Below are 18,255 nucleotides of genomic sequence, written 5' to 3' on the forward strand. Positions count from 1 at the left end.
AATCTCATAGTGATTGCTTTTTCTCGTTGAATGATATGTGGCATCCCGTCGTTCCGTGCCTTACCGCTGCCGCTTTGGCTGAGACCGCCAGGCGGCGAAGCGACGCTCGAAGTGGAAGCCGTATCGGTCAGGAGACTGCGGCAAGGACGCGGACGTCATGGCATCGAACAGCATAATAGGTGCGCGGTCCGAGAGCATCGAGCCGCAGCCGCTATGGCTTCAAAGCCGACATAGCCATATTGGATGCCATCGGCCGCAGCGTTTCAGATCGTCCTGCTGGCTATGACGCCAGGGTCCGCTCAGGATTTCTTGCGCGCGGCCTGAAGGCAATCCATCCACACCGCGACCGGGCAAGCGCAGGCGGATTCTGCCGGATCGTACAACGGGACCAACCAGTACCGGCAGAGCACCGAATGCACGATCGAGGCCGACGCTAAGGAGAATCGACCCGCCTGTCTGCGTCCATTTTTGAACGCACCTATGTTGTTTCGCTCCTCTGTTCACGGCATCCGGGAAAGGAGGTAACGGAGTTTTGGCGCGAATAGGAGAAGCGGATAAGGTAGCGGGATCCAGCGAAATTGACCGTCCTCGTTCCGGGAGGCGCCCTTCCCCAGGATTTTGATGACCTCAATCATGTTTGAGGTCGCCGCGCAGTGTATCTTTCGGCATGATCGGCTGGAAAATCGCTGCCAATCCTTCACGAACCGATCAATGCTCTTCATTCCATTTCCATTTGTCGTCGCCATTTTGCTCGTCGTTCTCTTTGCAGCCGTAAAGGCTCGAGACGATGAAGCACCACCCAATTTGCCTTTCCAGACACTGATCCTTCTCAGTGCGTTTCAATCCACGCTTTCCGGTCTGCGATGGGGCTATGCCGTTCAGCCCGCCATGTATATCATGCCGGTGGCGGCCGCGATGGTGGCGCCACTTGCCTATCTCGGCGTCTCGAGACTGGTGCGCAAAAGCTCGCTCTCCCCACTTCAGCAGATCTGCCTGCATGCGCTGCCGGCCGGGCTCATTATCGTGCTGATCGCGGTGTGGCGCGACGCGATTGATATCGCCATCGTACTGATCGACATCGGCTATGCCGCGGCGATCCTGCTTCTCATGCGTTCGGGCACGGACGCGCTTCGCCTCGCGCCATTCGAAAATGCCGGTCCGACCTATCGGGCCGTCCTCTTTGCTGCCGGCGCTCTTCTTTTATCGGCGATGGTCGATATCTTCATCTGGCTGGACTTCGCCTGGGCCGGTGGTGAATATGCGTTGAAGGTCATCAGCCTCGGAAATCTCGTGGGACTGGCCATCCTGGCCACAGCCGCCGCTGCAGCCAGCCGCAGCCACGCGCCCGTCGACAAGGGAGGGGCTGTCCAGCCGCCTGAAATCCTGCAGGACACCCAGACGCTTGATGCCGTACAGACGCTGATGAAGGAAAGACACGCCTATCGCGATGTCGATCTCAATCTCGACCGGCTGGCGCGCAAGCTTGCGATTCCCGCCCGGCAGATTTCCACAGCCATCAACCGCGCGACCGGCAAAAACGTCTCGCAATATGTCAACGAGTACCGGATCGCGGAAGCTTGCACGCTGCTGGCCGAAACCGGGAAGCCGGTGACGGAAATCATGTTCGATGTCGGCTTTCAGACCAAGTCGAACTTCAATCGCGAGTTCCGGCGCGTCACTGATACCACACCGCTCGAATGGCGCGACAGGTCGCGCAGGTCCGTCAAGTCCACGGCCGCACCACAGGCTGAGTGAATCGCGCTCGGGCACAATCCGGAACGTGTTTAACCTCTCTCCAATCCGGCCGGCATGGCTTTAACCAGTTTTTAATCATCAAGTTGAAGCAACCGCCATTCCCGGATAAAGGGAGGATATCGCTTCCTCCGTCGTTCCGTGGATAGCAAATTGACAATGGAAAATTTGCTTCAATTGCTTGATTTCATGGAGGAGTACACCGATCGCATCCTTCCGGTCGCGTTCCTGTTGCTCGCCGCAGAGATCATCTTTCCGAAGTCTCGCTATACCTATGTATCGAGACTTCGCGGCGCCATCTTCTGCGTGACGAACATCCTCATAACCAAGGCAAGCCTGACACTCTTCTACTGGTTTTGGGCGGGCATCGGCATAAAGCCGCTGTTTGCAATCGACCTAACATTCCTCTCGAAGTTTTCGAACGCATGGCCACTCCATCTGCTGGGCGCCATAGCTGCTTCTTTTCTCGTTCTGCAGGTCAGCGAGTTCTTCTACTATTGGTTCCACAGGCTACAGCATAGCAATAGCTTCTTCTGGCGCTTCCATGCCGAGCATCATTCGCTCGAGGAAATGAGCGCCTTCAACAGCAACCACCATTTCAGCGAGGAGATCTTCAGGATTCCGTTTCTGATCATTCCCGTCTCGCTGCTCTTCGATTTCAAACAGGACTATGTTCCCTGGATCTGGGTGTTCTTCGTGCGCTGGCAAGGCTATTTCGAGCATAGCTCGACGCGACTGAATCTGGGCTGGGTTCGTTACGTCTTTCCCGACAATCGCTTTCACCGTATTCACCATTCGGTCGAGCGACAGCACTTCAACAAGAATTTCGGCAGCGGCTCGGCGATCTGGGACATTCTGTTCGGGACCGCCTATTATCCGAAGGCCGCGGAATGGCCCGATGTCGGCTTGCCCAATATCCGGGAGCCGCAAAACTTGACCGAATTTCTCGTCCGACCGTTTCGACGCGGCAGGCATAGCTAGAACGCAGGCTGTTTCAATTCCAGGATTTTCCTCACGCTTTCAGCCCAATGCTCGGTCTAAAAACACGCCTCCGTTAGAATTTTAGATAAACCTAAAAGCGGTCATCAAGACCACGGCTCTACCATCGACGTGTCTGGCCGAACAAGGTTCGGCGGCACCATGACAGTGCCAAGGCATCCTGGAATGGGTTTCGCCTCAGACGATTGCACTTTTGAATGGGGAGTCCCGAAGGGGACAAAGTGCTCAATGCCTCTATCAGCATTTCTTCGTCGCCGTGCAGCGATGGCGGTCCGCGTGCATGACACCTTATGTACATTCATCGACGGCACGATTGTCGCCCGGGCGGATAATTGGCGCCCAGTTCGCGATAGCGACGATACGCGCCGCGCGCTCGGTCATACCTCATATCGTGGCGAATTGGTGCCGGTCTACGATCTGGCGACGAAGATGGGCAACAAGCCCTCAAGGAGCTGTGAAATCGCCATCATCAAGACGACTGGCGGCTACGTCGCATTTCTGATCGACGAATTCATCGGCAGCACGTCGGCGGCGAGCGAAGCCATCCGCCTTTCGGAACTCGACATTTTTGGCCGCGAGCGTGTAGCCGTATAGCGTCGCTTTCCCGATGCCAAAGAAGGCGGCTGGGAACGCGCTTCCGCAAGCCATGAAGAAAGTCATCTCTTCGCAGGAGCCACCTGCCGCACTTCCTGTACACTATGACCAGCCGCGGCCAAATTCCGGAACAGATTTTCAACATGGCGCACGACTGAAGCCATGCACGCCTTTATGTCTCAGCAATAACGGCCAATCTCGGAAATATTTTCTCCATACTTCACTTAAATTGGCAGATCCAGCAATCGCAAGGGGCTTCGTTACCAGATATTGTCGATCAAGGTACTAGACATTCGGAATTCGACGGACATAAACTTGATAGATGAACGCGTGCCAGAAAAAGAGAGCGATCATAGCCTTGATCTCAACCGGAACGGCCACGTCGATGCTGACGGCTCTCCCTTGGATATGGAGCCGATGAATGCTGTATGATCCAAACATATCCCGATCGCGCTGGCCGCTGCCGTTTCGCCGGCAGTCATGGGAGACATTGGTTGGTTTGGTCTCCGTAATCCTGCTGGTCGGGATCATATGTACAAACCTGCCGAGCACCTGGACCACGGAGCGAAACGTATCGGTGGCTTCTTCGAGCCGCGCCGCACATTGACGGATTGAGATCGCTCCGCCGTGAATGTGCGGCGATCGCAAGCCTTTGTCGGATTGACTTCCTGTATTCGTCGACATCCAGTAGCCGGTTCCGGTATTTGCGAACAGAGGGCTGCAGGCAGTCAATCCCTGTATTCCATCACCGGAATCAGCTTTGAGCGTGATGAATTTCCACATATTCCCGATGAAGACCGTCCGCGTGAGCCTTTGGTCCAGTGCATCGCGCGACCCTCGCCCCAATGTCACTCGACTGAAGCCCATGGAAAGGAACCGACTGCGCCGAAGCTCTGTTTTACCGACAGCTCCGTCAATGACGGACGAAGAGAAGGTGAAAGGAGATTCTGATGAAAACGAAAGTACTTAGTATTGCGGCACTCGCGCTAGGCCTGACCGCCGGATGTGCCTTTGCCCAATCGTCGACCGTCACCGGCGCTGCAGGTGGCGCGGTTACCGGAGCCGTTGTCGGTGGTCCGGTCGGGGCCGCCGTGGGCGGCGTGGCTGGCGCCATTGTCGGCACCGCCATCGATCCGCCGCCTCAGAAGGTGGTCACCTATGTCCGCGAACAGCCCTTGCCTGAAGAGGGCACGGTTGTCCACGAGAGAGTGGTCGTCGGCAGGTCTCTGCCGGATACGGTCGTTGTTCGCACAGTTCCGCAGAATCCGCGATATGCCTATGCAGTCGTCAACCACGAGCGCGTGATCGTCGAGCCTTCCTCACGCAAGGTTATCCAGATTCTGAACTAATCGTCGTGGGGAGCGGGAAGCCGCTCTCCACCCTTCCCCCTGTTCCCCATGGGCGACCGAAACGAGAAAGCGGCCGGTCTGCAGCGCTACCCGAAGCTCCGAGTTTTTCACAGTGGCTTCCACAGGCTGCACCCCCTTGCGCACCATATTCTAAACTTGGCCGCCTGCATCACGCAGCAAATTGCCTATCGCCGGATCGAGCAGCGTCTGGGGCGGAAGGCCCGACCCGGCGATAGAGCCGGTGGGCGGACCGGCTAGGGAAAGGCGTGCATCGACGCCAAACTCGTGAACCCAAACTTGTGAGCGATGATCGCAGAAACCTCGTGTCGCAAAGTGCCCGGCGACCGGCATGCTCACCTCAAGACGCTGCTGGTACAGCGCCATTCAATTGACAGTCGCCGCACTGCTCTCGGAGGGCGCCGCGGCTTCGGATTTCCTTTCCAGGGCATCACGGACTTCGGCGATTTTGCCGCTGTTTGTTCCGATGCCGAGAATGCTCTTTGCTTCAGCGAGTGTCTGGTCCGTTACCGGCTTGTTCGACAGCTGCGCGAGCGCCGAACGCAGGGCGTTGTCGCTGAGGGCTGGATCCGTCGGCACTGCCGTCGTTCCATATTGCATTTCGAATTCCGCATATGCCTTCACATAGGCCGAGAGCGCCGCCATCTTGGGGTCTTTCGAGTTCAAGTAGGCGTGATAGTCTCTCCTGAGCGAGCTAAGCCTGCCCTCGTCGGGCTTCGAAACATGCGTCTTCGAGCTTGCACTATGAGCTCCGGAATGTTTGTCCGGGTGATGTGCCTGCAATGACGATGAGGCAGCCTGCGCAGTCGCCGCGCTCGTCGACGTGCTGCTTGAATCGTCGCTCCCGGACTTTTCATGACCGGAATTTCCTTCGCCATGGCCGCCGCCATTACCATTACCGCCGCCGTTTCCGCCCTTGGCGAATGCCGTCTGCATGAAACCGACCGTAGCTCCTCCCATGGGAGCGACTGCAAGCACCAGGCCGAGACTTGTTGCACCGATTATGGAACGGATTTTCATGCGCATTTCCTTCATAAAGCGTCCACCACTCGCAGCAGCGGCCGTATCCAGCAAATCACTGCGCACTAGAATATTGCCGAAATCCCAGGTTTCTACATGGGTCCGACCTATGCTTTGAGCATTAGGACCATTGTCTGATTGATCCTGCCCGATGGTCCCTTAGATTGTGCGCGCCGGATAGCAATACCCTCTTCACGGGACGAGGCGACCGGTGCCAACGTTGCAACAGTTGACACTCCATCCCACTGGGATAGCTATACAGGGTTGGGAGATCAGTGCTGATTATGCCAGTTCTGCGAGCAAACCATAAATACAAACTATCTCTGGCAAGTCTTATCGAACGCTGGAACTCCCAATCTTTGGCCAGACAGTTCCTGCTCGCCGGCGGCCTCGTCGCGCTCTGTGCGATGCTCGTGGTCGGCTCTTTCGTTGCCGCCCTCATCGAGAATGCGGTGACGCGCAATTCCGCGGCGACGACGGCGCTCTATGTCGACAGCGTTATCGCCCCGCTTCTGCCGGATATGCAAACCACCCAGGCTCTCGACGATACCGTCACCCGCGCTCTCGACGAAACGCTCGGCCAGGGCGCGCTTGGCACACGGCTGTTTTCGTTCCGATTATGGCGGAATGACGGGACGATCCTTTACTCCAACAACAAGGATCTTTCCGGAAAGCGATTTCCGCTGTCAGATAGCCTGAAGATGGCCTTTTCCGGCCGAATGGTTGCCAAATTCAACCGGATCGACGACGTGGAAAGCGTCGCCGAACGCAATAGCGGCAAACCGCTCCTGGAAATCTACAATCCCGTACTGCAGCCCTGGTCGGGCAAAGTCGTTGCCGTTTCCGAATTTTACGAGATTGCCAACGATTTCGAAGGGAGTCTCACTCAGGCCCGCCTGCTGAGCTGGCTTGTCGTTGCCTTGTTCACTCTGACATTCTTCGCTCTTCTGTCGATCATCGTCCTGCGTGGCAGCCGCACCATCGACAATCAGCGCAAGGCGCTCAACGGCCGCATCGGCGAACTGTCGACGCTTCTTCAACAGAATGAGGCGTTGCGAGCCCGGGTTCAACGTGCGACCCAGCGTGCGGCCGCACTTAACGAGAGCTATTTGCGCCGTATCGGCGCCGACCTGCATGACGGCCCCGCCCAATTGGTCGCCTATGCCTCATTGCGGCTGGACAGCCAGACCCTCATCAGCTCCACCACCTCGCCAGAGGAGCGCGAGGCGTCGCTGCAGACCATCAAATCCAGCCTTGACGACGCCATGACCGAAATCAGGAGCGTCTGCAGCGGCCTGATGCTACCGCACATCGAGACGGACAATCTGACCGATCTTTTGAAACGGGCAATCCGTGCCCACGAACAGCGCACAGGCGTCGCTGTCGCGCTGATGGTCGCGACAACGCCGACAGACCTTTCGACCTCCGCAAAAATATGCGTCTATCGCTTTGTGCAGGAAGCCTTGAACAACGGTTATCGCCACGCCGGCGGAATCGGGCAAAAGGTCGTGCAGACCTTCAAAGACGGCCAGGTCGTGATCGAGGTTGCCGATGAAGGGCCGGGATTTGACCCGAAGGAGGTCGGCCCGCAAAAGCTTGGCCTTGCCGGCCTCAGGGACCGGGTCGAAAGTCTCGGCGGTATTTTTCAACTTTTGTCGTCGAACCGGGGAACCATCGTTCGCATGTCCCTGAACATCGAGGAAATGGAGCAGGCATGACAGCTGCAATCAGTTTGGCGGTCGTAGACGACCACCCTCTCTTCAGGGAGGGCGTTATTCGGAGCCTGACCGAAATGGATGGGTTCAGTATTGTGGGTGAGGGCAGCAGCAGGGAGGATGCGCTGCGCATAGCAGCGGAACACCGCCCGGATATCCTGCTGCTCGACATTTCCATGCCGGGAGGAGGGCTGGATGCCATCTCTCTCATCCTCGAGCAGATACCCGATCAGAAGATCGTGATGCTGACAGTCTCCGAGGCAAGCGACGATGTCATGGCGGCGCTCAAGAGCGGCGCGAAAGGCTATGTTCTCAAAGGCGTCGGATCACGGACCCTCGCCGATATTCTTCGCAGCATTGCTGCGGGTGACAGCTATGTCGCACCGACGCTATCGGCGCGTCTGATCTCGGATAACGGATCTGGTGCCCAGATCAATCCCTTCAGCGCATTGACGGAGCGCGAGCGGGAGGTCCTTGAACTGGCTTCTGCCGGATTGAGCAACAAACATATCGGGCTAAAGCTCGATCTGCATGAAAAGACCATCAAGCATCACATGACCCAGATCTTCGCCAAGCTGGAAGTGAGCAACAGAACGGAAGCTGCGATGGCATTCAGGGATGAACTCGAAAGGCGCCGTCAGTGAAGGAACGCTTTAAGCCGCTGCTCGTCGGCGATCGTCGCATTGCGGTTGACGATGGTGCGGCCCTTTGAATCCTTCATCACATACCGCCCGCTCTTTATATTTTCGCTCATGCCATCCTTGTGTTGAACGGTAATCGATCCGTCGCCATCATCGGAGGATTGGTCGGAATCGACCTGAGTTTGGGTAGCGCTCTTGGTTGCGGATGAACGGCCATTGGCATTACCGTTTCCGTTTCCATTTCCATTCCCGTTGCCGTTGTTGCCGTTCCCACCCCCATTGCCGCTGTTGCCACCGCCGTTCCCGTTGCCTCCCCCATTGCCGTTTCCGCCGCCGTTACCATTGCCACCGCCATTGCCGTTACCCCCTTTTGCCTCCACTATTTGTTGTGCAAATATCGCGGAAGCGCCGTGAATTTTAATGGTGTAGGGGAGTGCTGTGCTGACCATAGTCAACAACAGGCATGGCAAAACAGCAATGAGCTTTCGACGCAATGACACCTACGGCCTCCTGAGGCTCCGGTTGGCTTCGGCGACGAATGTTCGTCGCTCCCTGGCCCGAAAGCGCCGCCATTTATCGCCGACTGGCAAATATCTCTGATCCCATATCAAATCGCCGCAACACCGCGAGGGGTCAAGTCTTATCAAACGGAGAGACCTCTGCTTGGACTTCAGCAATCGAAGCCAAGACCTTTCGCCGGGATATCGTCAGACTAACGTCCAGGAAGGAGCTGGACCGAAGCCCAATTGCATGATTGCATTATTGAAAACGACTTCCTCTGGTCGATATGACTGCGGATACGCCGACGCCTTGCCAATGCAAAATGCCATGGTTGGGAACCCAATATTGCCCTTGCAAAAATTGGCACTCAATATATCGATGCCCGCGCGATCGATCCGAAAAGAGGGGTACTGCGATGACCCAACACTGGAGGATATTTCTAGCTCGCTCCGCGCCGCCAGGCGCGATATTGGATTTCTCGGCAACCGAGTTCGCTCTCGAGGTCGCGATCAATTTGCGATATTGCCTGAACCTTGTCCGACCAACGCCGGAATGCATCGCTTTGGCTGACCTCGTTTTGCTGCGAGCCAGAAACTACGGCGAAGCGAGAATGGGGCATAAGCCACAGCTATTCGCAGAGGCCGAGGATGCACTTGCCAAGGCAATAAGGCTGCTCGAGATCGAACTCGAATATTGCGCAAAACAGAACATGAAAGGCAGCTGCGAAAAAGCCGCCTGAAAACTTCGCCATAGCAGCCGCGACGATAATAGCGAAAAAACCTTCGCAATCAGCTGCGTTCCGGATCGTCTGCCGACTTGGCGACTGGCATGAATTGCCAATGCCGCGGCAAGAGAAAGTGCCGGGCGATCGCCTTCGATGCCACCAGGGATCACGGCACGAGCTGCTGCTTCTACTGGCTATTGCTTGTCAAAGAGAGGCGATGACGGCGCGCGCCCAAAGGTCTCTTGCGGCGGCGCATACCTCGGGTATGCGCTCGAAAAGATGGTTTAGTTGCCGCGGGCGCCGCTGACGGCGTAGGGGATATGCGAGCGGGCAATACCGAGATCACGAAGGACATGATCGTCGAGGGCGGAAAGCTCGCGTATGGCTCTGCGCTGTTCGCTAAAGCGCTTGATCTTCTCAAATACTCTCATTTTTACGGTCTCCTTTGCTGATGCGCAGGAGATAGGCATTTATCCGCCTAAATAAAATGCACATGCCTGCACGATAGCCATGCCGGTTTTGCAAGGCTCATGACCATAAGATTGGCGGGATGAACACGTGCTGGTTCTTACCACCATATTCGAGAGTGCGATCGGCTCTGGATTTCACTGACAGATCGCCACCTTCTGCGACTGTTGCGGCCCCGATGAAGCGAACTTAGCTCTTGAACCGTCAATCTCTATCCTACGGCCTATGCATCCTGCCATTTGGAAAAGGTTGCAGCCTGCCCGCGCAAATTGCCATCTCGGTCCACGAGCTGCCAGACGATACCGGCATCGATCCAGAAACGTCGTCCGGATTTCGCAATCCTCAGACCGCGATAGTCGGAGATGAAGCCGTTACGGGTCACCGCGTCCAGCAACTGCTGACGCTCCGCCCGATTGGGAAGCTCGGCCGAAAGCCGCGAGGGCAGCGTTATGAACTCGTCCCATGAGTATTCGAAGCAATTCTGCGCAGCCTTGTTGGCGTAGACGAAACGCGGATCGGCATCCGTATTATGGGCGAGGACCACAAACGGCGCGTCGCGATAGAGCCAATCCGGCCCCGCGCCCTCGCCAATCAAGGAAGAGCCGACAATGCGTTGAAAACTGCCGGTCAGAAGTTCAAAAAAGGCTTCGTCAACCGATAAATCGACAGCGTTGCTTTCAGGCCTATCAGTCATCTCTTCCCTTCCTAGCATTCTGGGCATCGACGGGAGCGATACCTATCAAATTGCGTGGGAGATCAAAAGCAGGGCAAGCGGGAAGACGCGAATATCCATCATCAACCACACCGCGAAGCCAGGGTCTCCAGAGTAAGCGCGAACAAGTTACCGATAGCGTGCTCAAGGACGAGATTGCCGCAACGGAGCCCTGCCAGCTCTGAACACCAACCAAATTACGGTCGTTCGCCGGCGCCCAGCCGACGTTCGATATCATCGATGACAGGCAGCAGATCGGCAACTGTATCGATGACATAATGCGCGCCCCGTGCGTTCAGAACGCCGGTTGCACGTTCACGAACCTTGGCGAGCGCATCCGGCGCCATAGCGGCGATCTCTTGCGGAGTGAGACCCGCCTCATTGCCGCTCAATGCGACGCCGACCGTCCAGCAGCCGGCCGCAACGCCTTCATCGATGCCGACACCAGTATCGTCGACCTTGACTACCGCATGCGCCGGCCAGACATCGAGATCGAGGAAGCACTTGTACATGTTCATCGGCGTCGGCCGGCCATGCGGCAGGTCGCCGGCGCAGACGAGATTGTCGACCTCATAGCCCTGCTCTTTCGCGAGCGGCAGGACGCGCTCCATGATCGAGCGTGTGTAACCCGTCGTGGAACCGATCTTCATCCCGCGCTGGCGCAGCGTCCCGACAACTTCGGTCGTGCCCGGCACGAGATCGGCGAACTTATGCACCACCTCCTCGTTCATCGGCACGAAGACCTCGTAGACCGCGTCGACATCGGCTGCCGTCGGTGTCTTGCCATGACGCGTGGCCCACAGCTCGCGGATGCGAGGCTGCTTCAGCATGGCGTCGATATGATCCCATTTCGGCCGCCCCATCGGCTCACGCGCTTCCGCGATGGTGACCTCGATGCCGAAGCGGCTGAAGGCTTCGACGAAGACGCCCATGGGGGCGAAGGATCCGAAGTCGATGACCGTTCCAGCCCAGTCGAATACAACGGCTTTCAATTGGCTCACTGATTTCACTCCCAAGACCGAGATGTCGAAGCGTAGAGGTCGTCGATGACCTGCTCACCGAGGGCGAAGCCGGTCGAGGCGCCGGTTCCGCCCGTCACCATCACGAGGCGGATATGATCGGCGGGGCGCTCGACCAGCACCGTCCGCTCCTTCGACGAGGCATAAGTGCCGATCCAGCGGTTGACGACGGTGCGGCCCGGCAGATCGAATACGCGATCGAACTCATCGAGGATCAGCCGGTCGAAGCGCTCGCTGGCGAATGGCTGTTGTGCATTGCCGTAGACATGGCTGTCCCCGACGACGAGAGAACCGTCGGCCGACTGGACCGCGATCAGGTGGATGCCGGCGGCGCGGCTTTCGGCCTCTTCGCGATCGAGCCGCTTTCCAAGCGCTTCCGCTTCCGGCAGCTGAGCAAAGCCTTCGTAACGGGCAAGGCTCATATCCGACATGACGGCCGCGCCGAACCTGCTCGGCTGAGCGGGTGCCACCCGCAGCATCTGCAATGTGCAGATCATGAGATTATGCTTGGCGATGACATCCGGGAAAAGCGTCGAGAAATCGTCACCGGGACAGACGACGACGGCTTCCGCCTCGATCGCGCCGTGGCTGGTCTCGATCCGCATTCCCTCGATGGCACGGACGGCTGTGTTCCAGCGAAAATCGACCTTGTGCCGAGCCTCGAGCCAGGCTGCGAGCTTCGGCAGCGCTTCCGAAGATTCGACACGCAGCTCATGCGGGCTATAAAGAATGGTCTCGACGCCATCCAAACGCAGGCTCGGCACGAGATCGCCAGCCTCGGCCTTGGTCATCAGGCGGCACTTCTCGCCCATCGGTGTCTTCAAAAAGGCGTCGACAACCACGGCGGCTTCCGAGCGACGCGCCGGCATGACCAGGCCGCGATGGATGACCGCGATGCCCGCCTCGTCGACAATCTCGGCCCAGATGTCACGCGCCCGCATGGCGCGCTCCCAATGGGCACCCGCCTTCTGCCCGCTAATGGTCACGAAGCCGAAATTGCGAATGGAGGCACCGACCGCCTTGGCATTGCGCTCGATGACGACGACCTTCTTGCCCTGGCGCACAGCCGCCAATGCCACGCCGATGCCGACAATACCCGCACCGACAACCGCAAGGTCATATCCATTCACCATATCGTTACCCTTCCTCGGCCGGCATCAAGCCTAACCGTCAGCCTATAGGGCAAACACTAGCAAAATGATATGACAGAATTATAAATCATAAAAAATTATATGATTTGCCTATAGTTTAAAATCAACTCGAAGGCATCCCGCCATCGACTTCGCGCGCGTGCTCCTTGGCAACATCGAAAAAAGCCTGGATGGCCGCGTGATCGCGGCATTCCGGCAGGGTGACGAGGTAATGGCCGATGGCCAGCTCCGGCTCGACCAACGGCACGACCTCGATATGGTCATCGGGCGGAACCTCGCCTTCTATAGAGATCGCCAACCCAATTCCGGCAGCCGCCGCAGCATAGGCAACGTCAAGTGTCGCGACTTCAAGCACCGGCTTCAGGCGTATGCCCCGCTTGTTCGCCGCATCCTCCAGCAGCGTGCGAGTGCCGGACGCCTTGTTCCAGAGCACCATGTCGCGGCCATCGAGATCGCCAAGCGTCAGCCGGCCCTTGGCCAGCATCGGATCGCCTCTGCGGCCATAAATCGCCACGCGCGATTCATGCAGGCGCAGGGAGGAAAAACGGCCGTCGGATGCCACCTGCGAGATAGCGGCGACATCGAGCTCGCCGCGCAGCACGGCGTCTGCGAGATCGAGCGAAGGCCCGCCCCGTGTCGTCAGGCGCAGCGAAGGATATTCGCGGACGAACGCCATCAGGACCGGCATGATGAGGCGATGCGCACTGAAGCCGATCGAGATCGTGCCCGAGTTCAAAGACGTGGTGTCGGTGATCGCGCGATCGACCTCGTTCAGGCATTTCAGCGTGATCCGGATCTTGGCGATCAGATCGACTGCCGATGGCGCGACGCTGACATTATGCCCATCCCGAATGAAGACGCGCGTGCGGCACAGCTCTTCGAATGACTGGATCTGCGTCGAAACCGAGGGCTGGCTGATGCCCAAATCCTCGGCTGCACGGGAAAACTTTCCCGTGCGCGCCAAAGCTTCGACGGCCTTCATTTGCGCAAGCGTGACAGACGGCATTCTACAAAGCCTCACCTGGAGAAATCGCACAGCTGTCCGTTTCAATAAGTCGCGTATCCCGAGGAGGCAACCGGCTTTGGGCTGGATGTCCATGCGAAATAGCTTCAGCGCAGCACCGACCTGTTGGAAAGCCGCGACAGTCCCCATAGCGCGATCAATGTCGCCGCCCCTAGGATCATTGTCGCCAAAAGCCCGCAGCGCATCAATTTCTAGCGGGGATCATATCCGCATGTAGCGAGGCAATTTCGCGTATTCGCTTGGCTGAAAGGCTGTGATGGAAGCCTGAGCAATATCCTAGTCGTCCTTGTTTCGGGTTTGCCGCACCTCTTCCACAATCGCGTCGGTGTTATCCTTACGCTCCCGTGTCTCCTTTCTGCGGCGGCCGGAATCCGCCAATTGCCACAGGACAATACCGGCAGCACCGAGGCTGCCGATGATGGCCACAATGACTTCGAAATTCCAAATCATTGCCTCCCCATTTATTCAGGCGCATCCGCGCGTCGTGCTTGGCTGTGCAGCACAGGCGTCAAGCGATCCCGGCTTCAGTTCGCCTTCGTCATCAGCCCATGCTTCTCTCTGCAAAAGTGCGGTAGCGGTCATTCCAAAACGCCACCATGTGGGCGGCAGCGAGAAGACCCACCGTACCGACCATCTGCGCAATTGGCCCTGCCGAGACAGACATCATATGCACTGCTTTTTCCTCCGCGAAGGGGCGTGCTTCCATTCGTCCAACGTCTCTCGCCGCCATTTCTTTCGTCTTAGGGGCTGACGGCGCGTCGGCAGAAGTCGGTAACGGCTGCCACCAGCCTCCGCCGGTCGACATCCGATCCATCGGCCAGACAGTCATCCACCGCACTGTGCATGGAATTGAACAGCATGACGGCCGTGAGCCGGGCATCGACGAAGGCGAACGCGCCGGCAGCATGACCTTCGACAAGGAAGGACGTGAGGCGACTAACAAGAGGATTGGCACGTTTCATGTCCCGCTTCGTCGGCTGAAACTGTTGAAATACCAGATCGTGAAGCGCGACCTCGTCGAGATAGCCGAGAACACAGGCCTCCATCAAAACGTCGAGCCGCCGCACCCAACTGTCAGAGGCGGACGCTCTGGCGACGGCATCGATCCTCTCGCAAAAGAGCTCGACGAACCGCGCTTGCAGGGCTTTAAGGACATCGTCCTTGGTCTGAAAATAAAGGTAGAAAGTACCCTTGGCGACGTCTGCGGCATCGACGATCTCCGCAACACTGGTCGCGGCAAACCCCTTCTCCAGAAACAGTCTCTGCGCGGCATCCATCAATTCCTCACGGCGAATTTCCGGCGGCTTGGTGCGCGGACGCGGACGATCTGTAACGGTCACGGGTTCTCCTCGCTGTTCATAGGCTGTCGATGATGATACCCGCTGGCGAGAGAGCGGATGCGCACAACCACCTTACCGCAAGCGAGCCCTTTTCAAAGACTTCTAACGGCATATCGAGCGGAAGACGAGCAAGACTGCGCCGAGCGTCATCGAGCGCGGATGCGGGGGCGACAACTGCGACCCCGAGAAGGGAGCGGCAAAGCGCCTCGCGAACAAGATCCAGCCGCTGCGCCAGCATGGGCAGCACAGCCACATCTCTTTGAAACGTGCATCCGCAAGCCGCGACCAGGAGGAGAACAAAAGGTTGTTCGCGTCTCAGCCAGCTCTCGATCATATCGAGGCCCGCGCGCATGCCGTCGACATCAAGCGGCGTTTCCGCGACCAGTATCGCGAGCGGCCAATGAGTCTCATCACCCTCAGGCAACATCGATATATGCTCGCTCATGACAGCCCACGCAAAGCTGCCAGACCTCGCAGCGCCCCACCGACGTCCAGTGGTCTTCCTTGCGCTGCCGAAAGGGAAGCAAGCCACATCGCCGCCTCATTGACGTCATCGAACATCTGCGCGGGAATTCCGAATAGCTTTTCTGCATCCATGCGGCTCAACTCTTCGAGAGCCTCCGACGGTATGACGGTCGCCATGCCGATGACGAACTGCCTGATCCGCTCGCCATTGGCCTGAAGCCAGACCTTTGCATCCTTTGCGCCGCCTTCAGGCCGCTTGAGCGCCTCGGCATCGGTAAAGACACGCAATGTCGAAAACGATTCGCCGCGATCGAGCCAGGCGTCCCAATCCGAAAAGAAGGCGAGCTGCTCATCGAGCGACATCGCGCCGCGAGCGGCGGAAAGCACGAGCGGCCAATGGCTGAGATCGTGACGGATCATGACCGGATACCCCTCGATGCGGCAAATCGGAAGCAGGCGTCGCTCTGTGTTGCGCCTCCCACATTCTCAATACGGACGACCATTCGCATGCCCCTTAAAACCTGACAGTGATAGCCCACATATATGACTGACCGTCGGTCATTTGTAAAGGAAGGACATTCTTCGAGCCTGATATTATGGAGCTTGCACCCTGCCCGGCCTTAAAGCCGGCATGGTCGCGAGGGAAGCAGCGGCGCTTAGCGAAACGTCATATGGCGCGTATGCACATATGGCGAGGGGACTGGACCTGTATCTTCCGCGTGTATCCAAAGATGCAGCAACACAACCCTCATATGATTGGCAGCGACTATGTTTTCGACAATTTTAAGAGCCCAATCATGCCCGCGAAAAGTTGGCTTCTGAATAGCTGAGAGTGCGGCGGGAGCGCCAGGATGACCTTCAAACTTTGAAAGACATCCCAGACGCGCTGCGCGTGGCCCGAGCACCGCTTTCACTTCGGCTTTTATGGTGAGACTATGTTGACAGGATCACGCCAATCTCATTGCTTGTCTGAGATCGCTCAGGCAAATGACATCGATGAATTGCGACAGTTCTTATTCAAGTTCTGTTCTTTATACGGCCTGGCAAACGCAGCCTTTCATGTGACGCAAATCGCCGCCCTGTCGCAGCAAAACCCGCTTCTCCTGCTGACCTACCCGCCGGAATGGATAGACACATATATAGCGCACGATTACTTCTCGATCGATCCCGTTGTTCAAGCCGGACGCAACGGATTTCTGCCCTTCGACTGGTCGACCCTCGATCTGAAGTCGCCGCAAAGCATCTCCTTTTTCCGCGAAGCCGAAGCCTTTGATGTCGGGCGCTACGGCTTGACGCTGGTCGTTCGAGGGCCTCACGGTGAGCGATCGCTTTTTACAGTTACCTCAAATCTGAAAAGCGGCGACTGGGAGCAATTGCGAAACAGCATAATAGGCGATCTGCAGGTGATCGCCTATTATCTGCATGAGCAGTCATTGATCGTGTCCGGTCTGCGAGAACAAAGCATCGGACGCAAGCTTTCGAAGCGGGAAACCGAGTGCCTGGAACTGCTGGCGCACGGCCTGCTTCCGAAGCAGATCACATCCATTCTTGGAATTTCTGAAAGCGCCGTGCGCCTGTATCTCAGCTCCGGCCGCCGCAAACTTCACGTCAGCACCACAAATCAGGCCATTGCGAAAGCAATTTCGCTTGAGCTCATCAAAAGCTGAACTGAATATTCCCCGGCGACGAAGATGCGAATTGCAAGGTGGGGGTCCTGTCATCCTTGCCGCGCATCATCCTCAGCCGCTGCTCAAGCCGCTGATCGGACTCCTCGTTCACCTCCCAGAGGCCGACATAGAGGTTGCCGATCTCCGGCCGCGAACGCGCAAGCGGCGTCGGCGACCATCCGATCTTTCGGTAAACCCCGATCATCGATGCATCATAGACGCCCATGATGTGCTCGATGCCCGATTTCAAGCTCAGGCGGCAAAGACCGGAGAGCAGTTCGACGGCGGCTGTCTGCGACGACGGATGTCCGGCCTGAAGCGGAGGATGCACGCAAAACCGGGTGCACTCCCAGATCGAAGGGCTGCAGATATCGAGATCCTCGTTGAAAAAATGCTGGAACTCGCTCGAAAGCATCGTCTCGCTCGTTGTCGGCAACAGCCGCAGCGAACCCGTAAGCTCGTCGTCCTCTTCCTTCACGGCCAGGTAGATGGGGTCGTGCTCGTCGTCGAAGCGGTCGATCTCCAAACCACCTTCAACGTTGACATCCCACCCCATTCGATCACGGAAGACGAGCGCGCGGGCGCGGAACATCTGAGTGAAATACGAGGACGCCGCATTGCGGTCTCGTCGGGTCAGTATCTGTAGCATCAGCGTCTCCAAATTTTGCCTTAACAAAGCACCTTGGAGCCAGGCTTCAATATATCGATTCCGCCAGATTGCGTGACCGCGAGTACCCTTTAGAATCGAGGGGTACGGAGCAAGGCAGAGGTTCAACCGCTCCCGCGGCCCCTCCTGTCGGCATGCAAAGGTCGGCATGCAGGGGCTTGCGGGCATTCGGCGCGCTAACGCCTTTCAAGCGCAACGATTTCGGCAAGGCCGCGGGTTTGCCCATAATACATCGGGCCGCCGCGCCAGTGTTAAGCCGATCGCCAGGACTTCCGTGACCGTTTTCCCGGCCGGCACAATCTTCAGAAGCTTCGTGACATAGGCAGGCCCGAAGAAATGCAGCCTCACGAAGCGCTCCGGCTGCACAAGTCCTTCGCTAATTTCATCCGGATCAAGATAGGACGATGAGGGCCATCACACCTTCATACG

At 57.6% G+C, this 18,255-nt stretch carries 20 protein-coding genes and 1 pseudogene; 7 read left to right on the forward strand and 14 right to left on the reverse strand.

The window, feature by feature from the left end; all coding sequences use genetic code 11:
• Window positions 1-711 precede the first annotated feature (711 nt).
• The 3 genes from FBZ99_RS21775 to FBZ99_RS21785 all read left to right on the forward strand — a co-directional run bounded on the left by FBZ99_RS21775 (window position 712) and on the right by FBZ99_RS21785 (window position 3,345).
• Window positions 712-1,755: a helix-turn-helix domain-containing protein gene (locus tag FBZ99_RS21775; protein WP_145634780.1), complete on the forward strand. Its 1,044-nt coding sequence runs from the start codon at window positions 712-714 to the stop codon at window positions 1,753-1,755.
• A gap of 156 nt (window positions 1,756-1,911) precedes the next feature.
• A complete protein-coding gene (locus tag FBZ99_RS21780; protein ID WP_113329400.1) occupies window positions 1,912-2,733 on the forward strand; it encodes a sterol desaturase family protein in 822 nt (273 codons plus the stop codon).
• Between the two features lie 294 nt (window positions 2,734-3,027).
• Entirely contained in the window at window positions 3,028-3,345 is a 318-nt protein-coding gene (locus FBZ99_RS21785; protein WP_233788557.1) for a chemotaxis protein CheW, read from the forward strand.
• Between the two features lie 285 nt (window positions 3,346-3,630).
• Here the strand turns inward: FBZ99_RS21785 and FBZ99_RS33520 are convergent, their stop codons facing one another.
• Window positions 3,631-4,128, reverse strand: a complete 498-nt coding sequence (locus FBZ99_RS33520) for a hypothetical protein (RefSeq protein WP_246661164.1) — start codon at window positions 4,126-4,128, stop codon at window positions 3,631-3,633.
• 167 nt (window positions 4,129-4,295) lie between these two features.
• Here FBZ99_RS33520 and FBZ99_RS21795 point away from each other — a divergent pair, with 167 nt between their 5' ends.
• On the forward strand, window positions 4,296-4,694 hold the full coding sequence (locus FBZ99_RS21795; RefSeq protein ID WP_113329403.1) for a DUF1236 domain-containing protein: 399 nt from the start codon (window positions 4,296-4,298) through the stop codon (window positions 4,692-4,694).
• A 384-nt stretch (window positions 4,695-5,078) separates the two neighbouring features.
• On the opposite strand, the gene FBZ99_RS21805 is transcribed toward FBZ99_RS21795, so the two are convergent.
• Entirely contained in the window at window positions 5,079-5,732 is a 654-nt protein-coding gene (locus FBZ99_RS21805) for a hypothetical protein (protein ID WP_145634783.1), read from the reverse strand.
• A gap of 284 nt (window positions 5,733-6,016) precedes the next feature.
• Between FBZ99_RS21805 and FBZ99_RS21810 the strand changes: the two genes are divergently transcribed.
• Both FBZ99_RS21810 and FBZ99_RS21815 read left to right on the forward strand, forming a co-directional pair.
• On the forward strand, window positions 6,017-7,450 hold the full coding sequence (locus tag FBZ99_RS21810; protein ID WP_113350804.1) for a sensor histidine kinase: 1,434 nt from the start codon (window positions 6,017-6,019) through the stop codon (window positions 7,448-7,450).
• Window positions 7,447-8,091, forward strand: a complete 645-nt coding sequence (locus FBZ99_RS21815) for a response regulator (protein WP_113350803.1) — start codon at window positions 7,447-7,449, stop codon at window positions 8,089-8,091. The genes FBZ99_RS21810 and FBZ99_RS21815 overlap by 4 nt, the downstream gene beginning before the upstream one ends.
• Here the strand turns inward: FBZ99_RS21815 and FBZ99_RS21820 are convergent.
• The 10 genes from FBZ99_RS21820 to FBZ99_RS21865 form a co-directional block, all read right to left on the reverse strand.
• Window positions 8,085-8,588 (reverse strand): hypothetical protein, encoded by a 504-nt coding sequence (locus tag FBZ99_RS21820; RefSeq protein WP_186450329.1) that lies wholly within the window; start codon window positions 8,586-8,588, stop codon window positions 8,085-8,087. The two genes, FBZ99_RS21815 and FBZ99_RS21820, sit on opposite strands and share 7 nt — an antisense overlap.
• A gap of 1,009 nt (window positions 8,589-9,597) precedes the next feature.
• Complete coding sequence (locus FBZ99_RS21830) at window positions 9,598-9,744, reverse strand: DUF1127 domain-containing protein (RefSeq protein ID WP_083258017.1); 147 nt, start codon at window positions 9,742-9,744, stop codon at window positions 9,598-9,600.
• A 260-nt stretch (window positions 9,745-10,004) separates the two neighbouring features.
• Window positions 10,005-10,475 (reverse strand): MEKHLA domain-containing protein, encoded by a 471-nt coding sequence (locus tag FBZ99_RS21835; protein ID WP_069610109.1) that lies wholly within the window; start codon window positions 10,473-10,475, stop codon window positions 10,005-10,007.
• 215 nt (window positions 10,476-10,690) lie between these two features.
• On the reverse strand, window positions 10,691-11,494 hold the full coding sequence (gene phnX, locus FBZ99_RS21840) for a phosphonoacetaldehyde hydrolase (protein WP_113350800.1): 804 nt from the start codon (window positions 11,492-11,494) through the stop codon (window positions 10,691-10,693).
• Between the two features lie 5 nt (window positions 11,495-11,499).
• Complete coding sequence (locus tag FBZ99_RS21845) at window positions 11,500-12,645, reverse strand: TIGR03364 family FAD-dependent oxidoreductase (RefSeq protein WP_113350799.1); 1,146 nt, start codon at window positions 12,643-12,645, stop codon at window positions 11,500-11,502.
• 121 nt (window positions 12,646-12,766) lie between these two features.
• Window positions 12,767-13,669, reverse strand: a complete 903-nt coding sequence (locus FBZ99_RS21850; RefSeq protein WP_162748761.1) for a LysR family transcriptional regulator — start codon at window positions 13,667-13,669, stop codon at window positions 12,767-12,769.
• 294 nt (window positions 13,670-13,963) lie between these two features.
• Window positions 13,964-14,137: a hypothetical protein gene (locus tag FBZ99_RS33205; protein ID WP_162748760.1), complete on the reverse strand. Its 174-nt coding sequence runs from the start codon at window positions 14,135-14,137 to the stop codon at window positions 13,964-13,966.
• Window positions 14,138-14,427: 290 nt separating this feature from the next.
• The gene (locus FBZ99_RS21855; protein WP_246661165.1) at window positions 14,428-15,027 is read right to left on the reverse strand and encodes a TetR/AcrR family transcriptional regulator; all 600 of its coding nucleotides are present in this window, start codon (window positions 15,025-15,027) and stop codon (window positions 14,428-14,430) included.
• A gap of 16 nt (window positions 15,028-15,043) precedes the next feature.
• Complete coding sequence (locus FBZ99_RS21860; RefSeq protein ID WP_113350796.1) at window positions 15,044-15,472, reverse strand: hypothetical protein; 429 nt, start codon at window positions 15,470-15,472, stop codon at window positions 15,044-15,046.
• Window positions 15,469-15,912, reverse strand: a complete 444-nt coding sequence (locus FBZ99_RS21865; protein WP_145634785.1) for a hypothetical protein — start codon at window positions 15,910-15,912, stop codon at window positions 15,469-15,471. Before FBZ99_RS21865 ends, FBZ99_RS21860 begins: the two co-directional genes overlap by 4 nt.
• 515 nt (window positions 15,913-16,427) lie before the next feature.
• Here FBZ99_RS21865 and FBZ99_RS21870 point away from each other — a divergent pair.
• The gene (locus FBZ99_RS21870; protein WP_113350794.1) at window positions 16,428-17,159 is read left to right on the forward strand and encodes a helix-turn-helix transcriptional regulator; all 732 of its coding nucleotides are present in this window, start codon (window positions 16,428-16,430) and stop codon (window positions 17,157-17,159) included.
• Here FBZ99_RS21870 and FBZ99_RS21875 read toward each other — a convergent pair.
• Together FBZ99_RS21875 and FBZ99_RS21880 are read right to left on the reverse strand one after the other, a co-directional pair.
• Entirely contained in the window at window positions 17,149-17,976 is an 828-nt protein-coding gene (locus FBZ99_RS21875; RefSeq protein WP_246661166.1) for an acyl-homoserine-lactone synthase, read from the reverse strand. The two genes, FBZ99_RS21870 and FBZ99_RS21875, sit on opposite strands and share 11 nt — an antisense overlap.
• 36 nt (window positions 17,977-18,012) lie before the next feature.
• Window positions 18,013-18,222: pseudogene (locus tag FBZ99_RS21880) on the reverse strand (3-hydroxyacyl-CoA dehydrogenase NAD-binding domain-containing protein); the annotation flags it as partial.
• Window positions 18,223-18,255 lie beyond the last annotated feature (33 nt).

Source organism: Rhizobium sp. ERR 1071, from assembly GCF_007828675.1.
Taxonomy (GTDB): domain Bacteria; phylum Pseudomonadota; class Alphaproteobacteria; order Rhizobiales; family Rhizobiaceae; genus Rhizobium; species Rhizobium dioscoreae.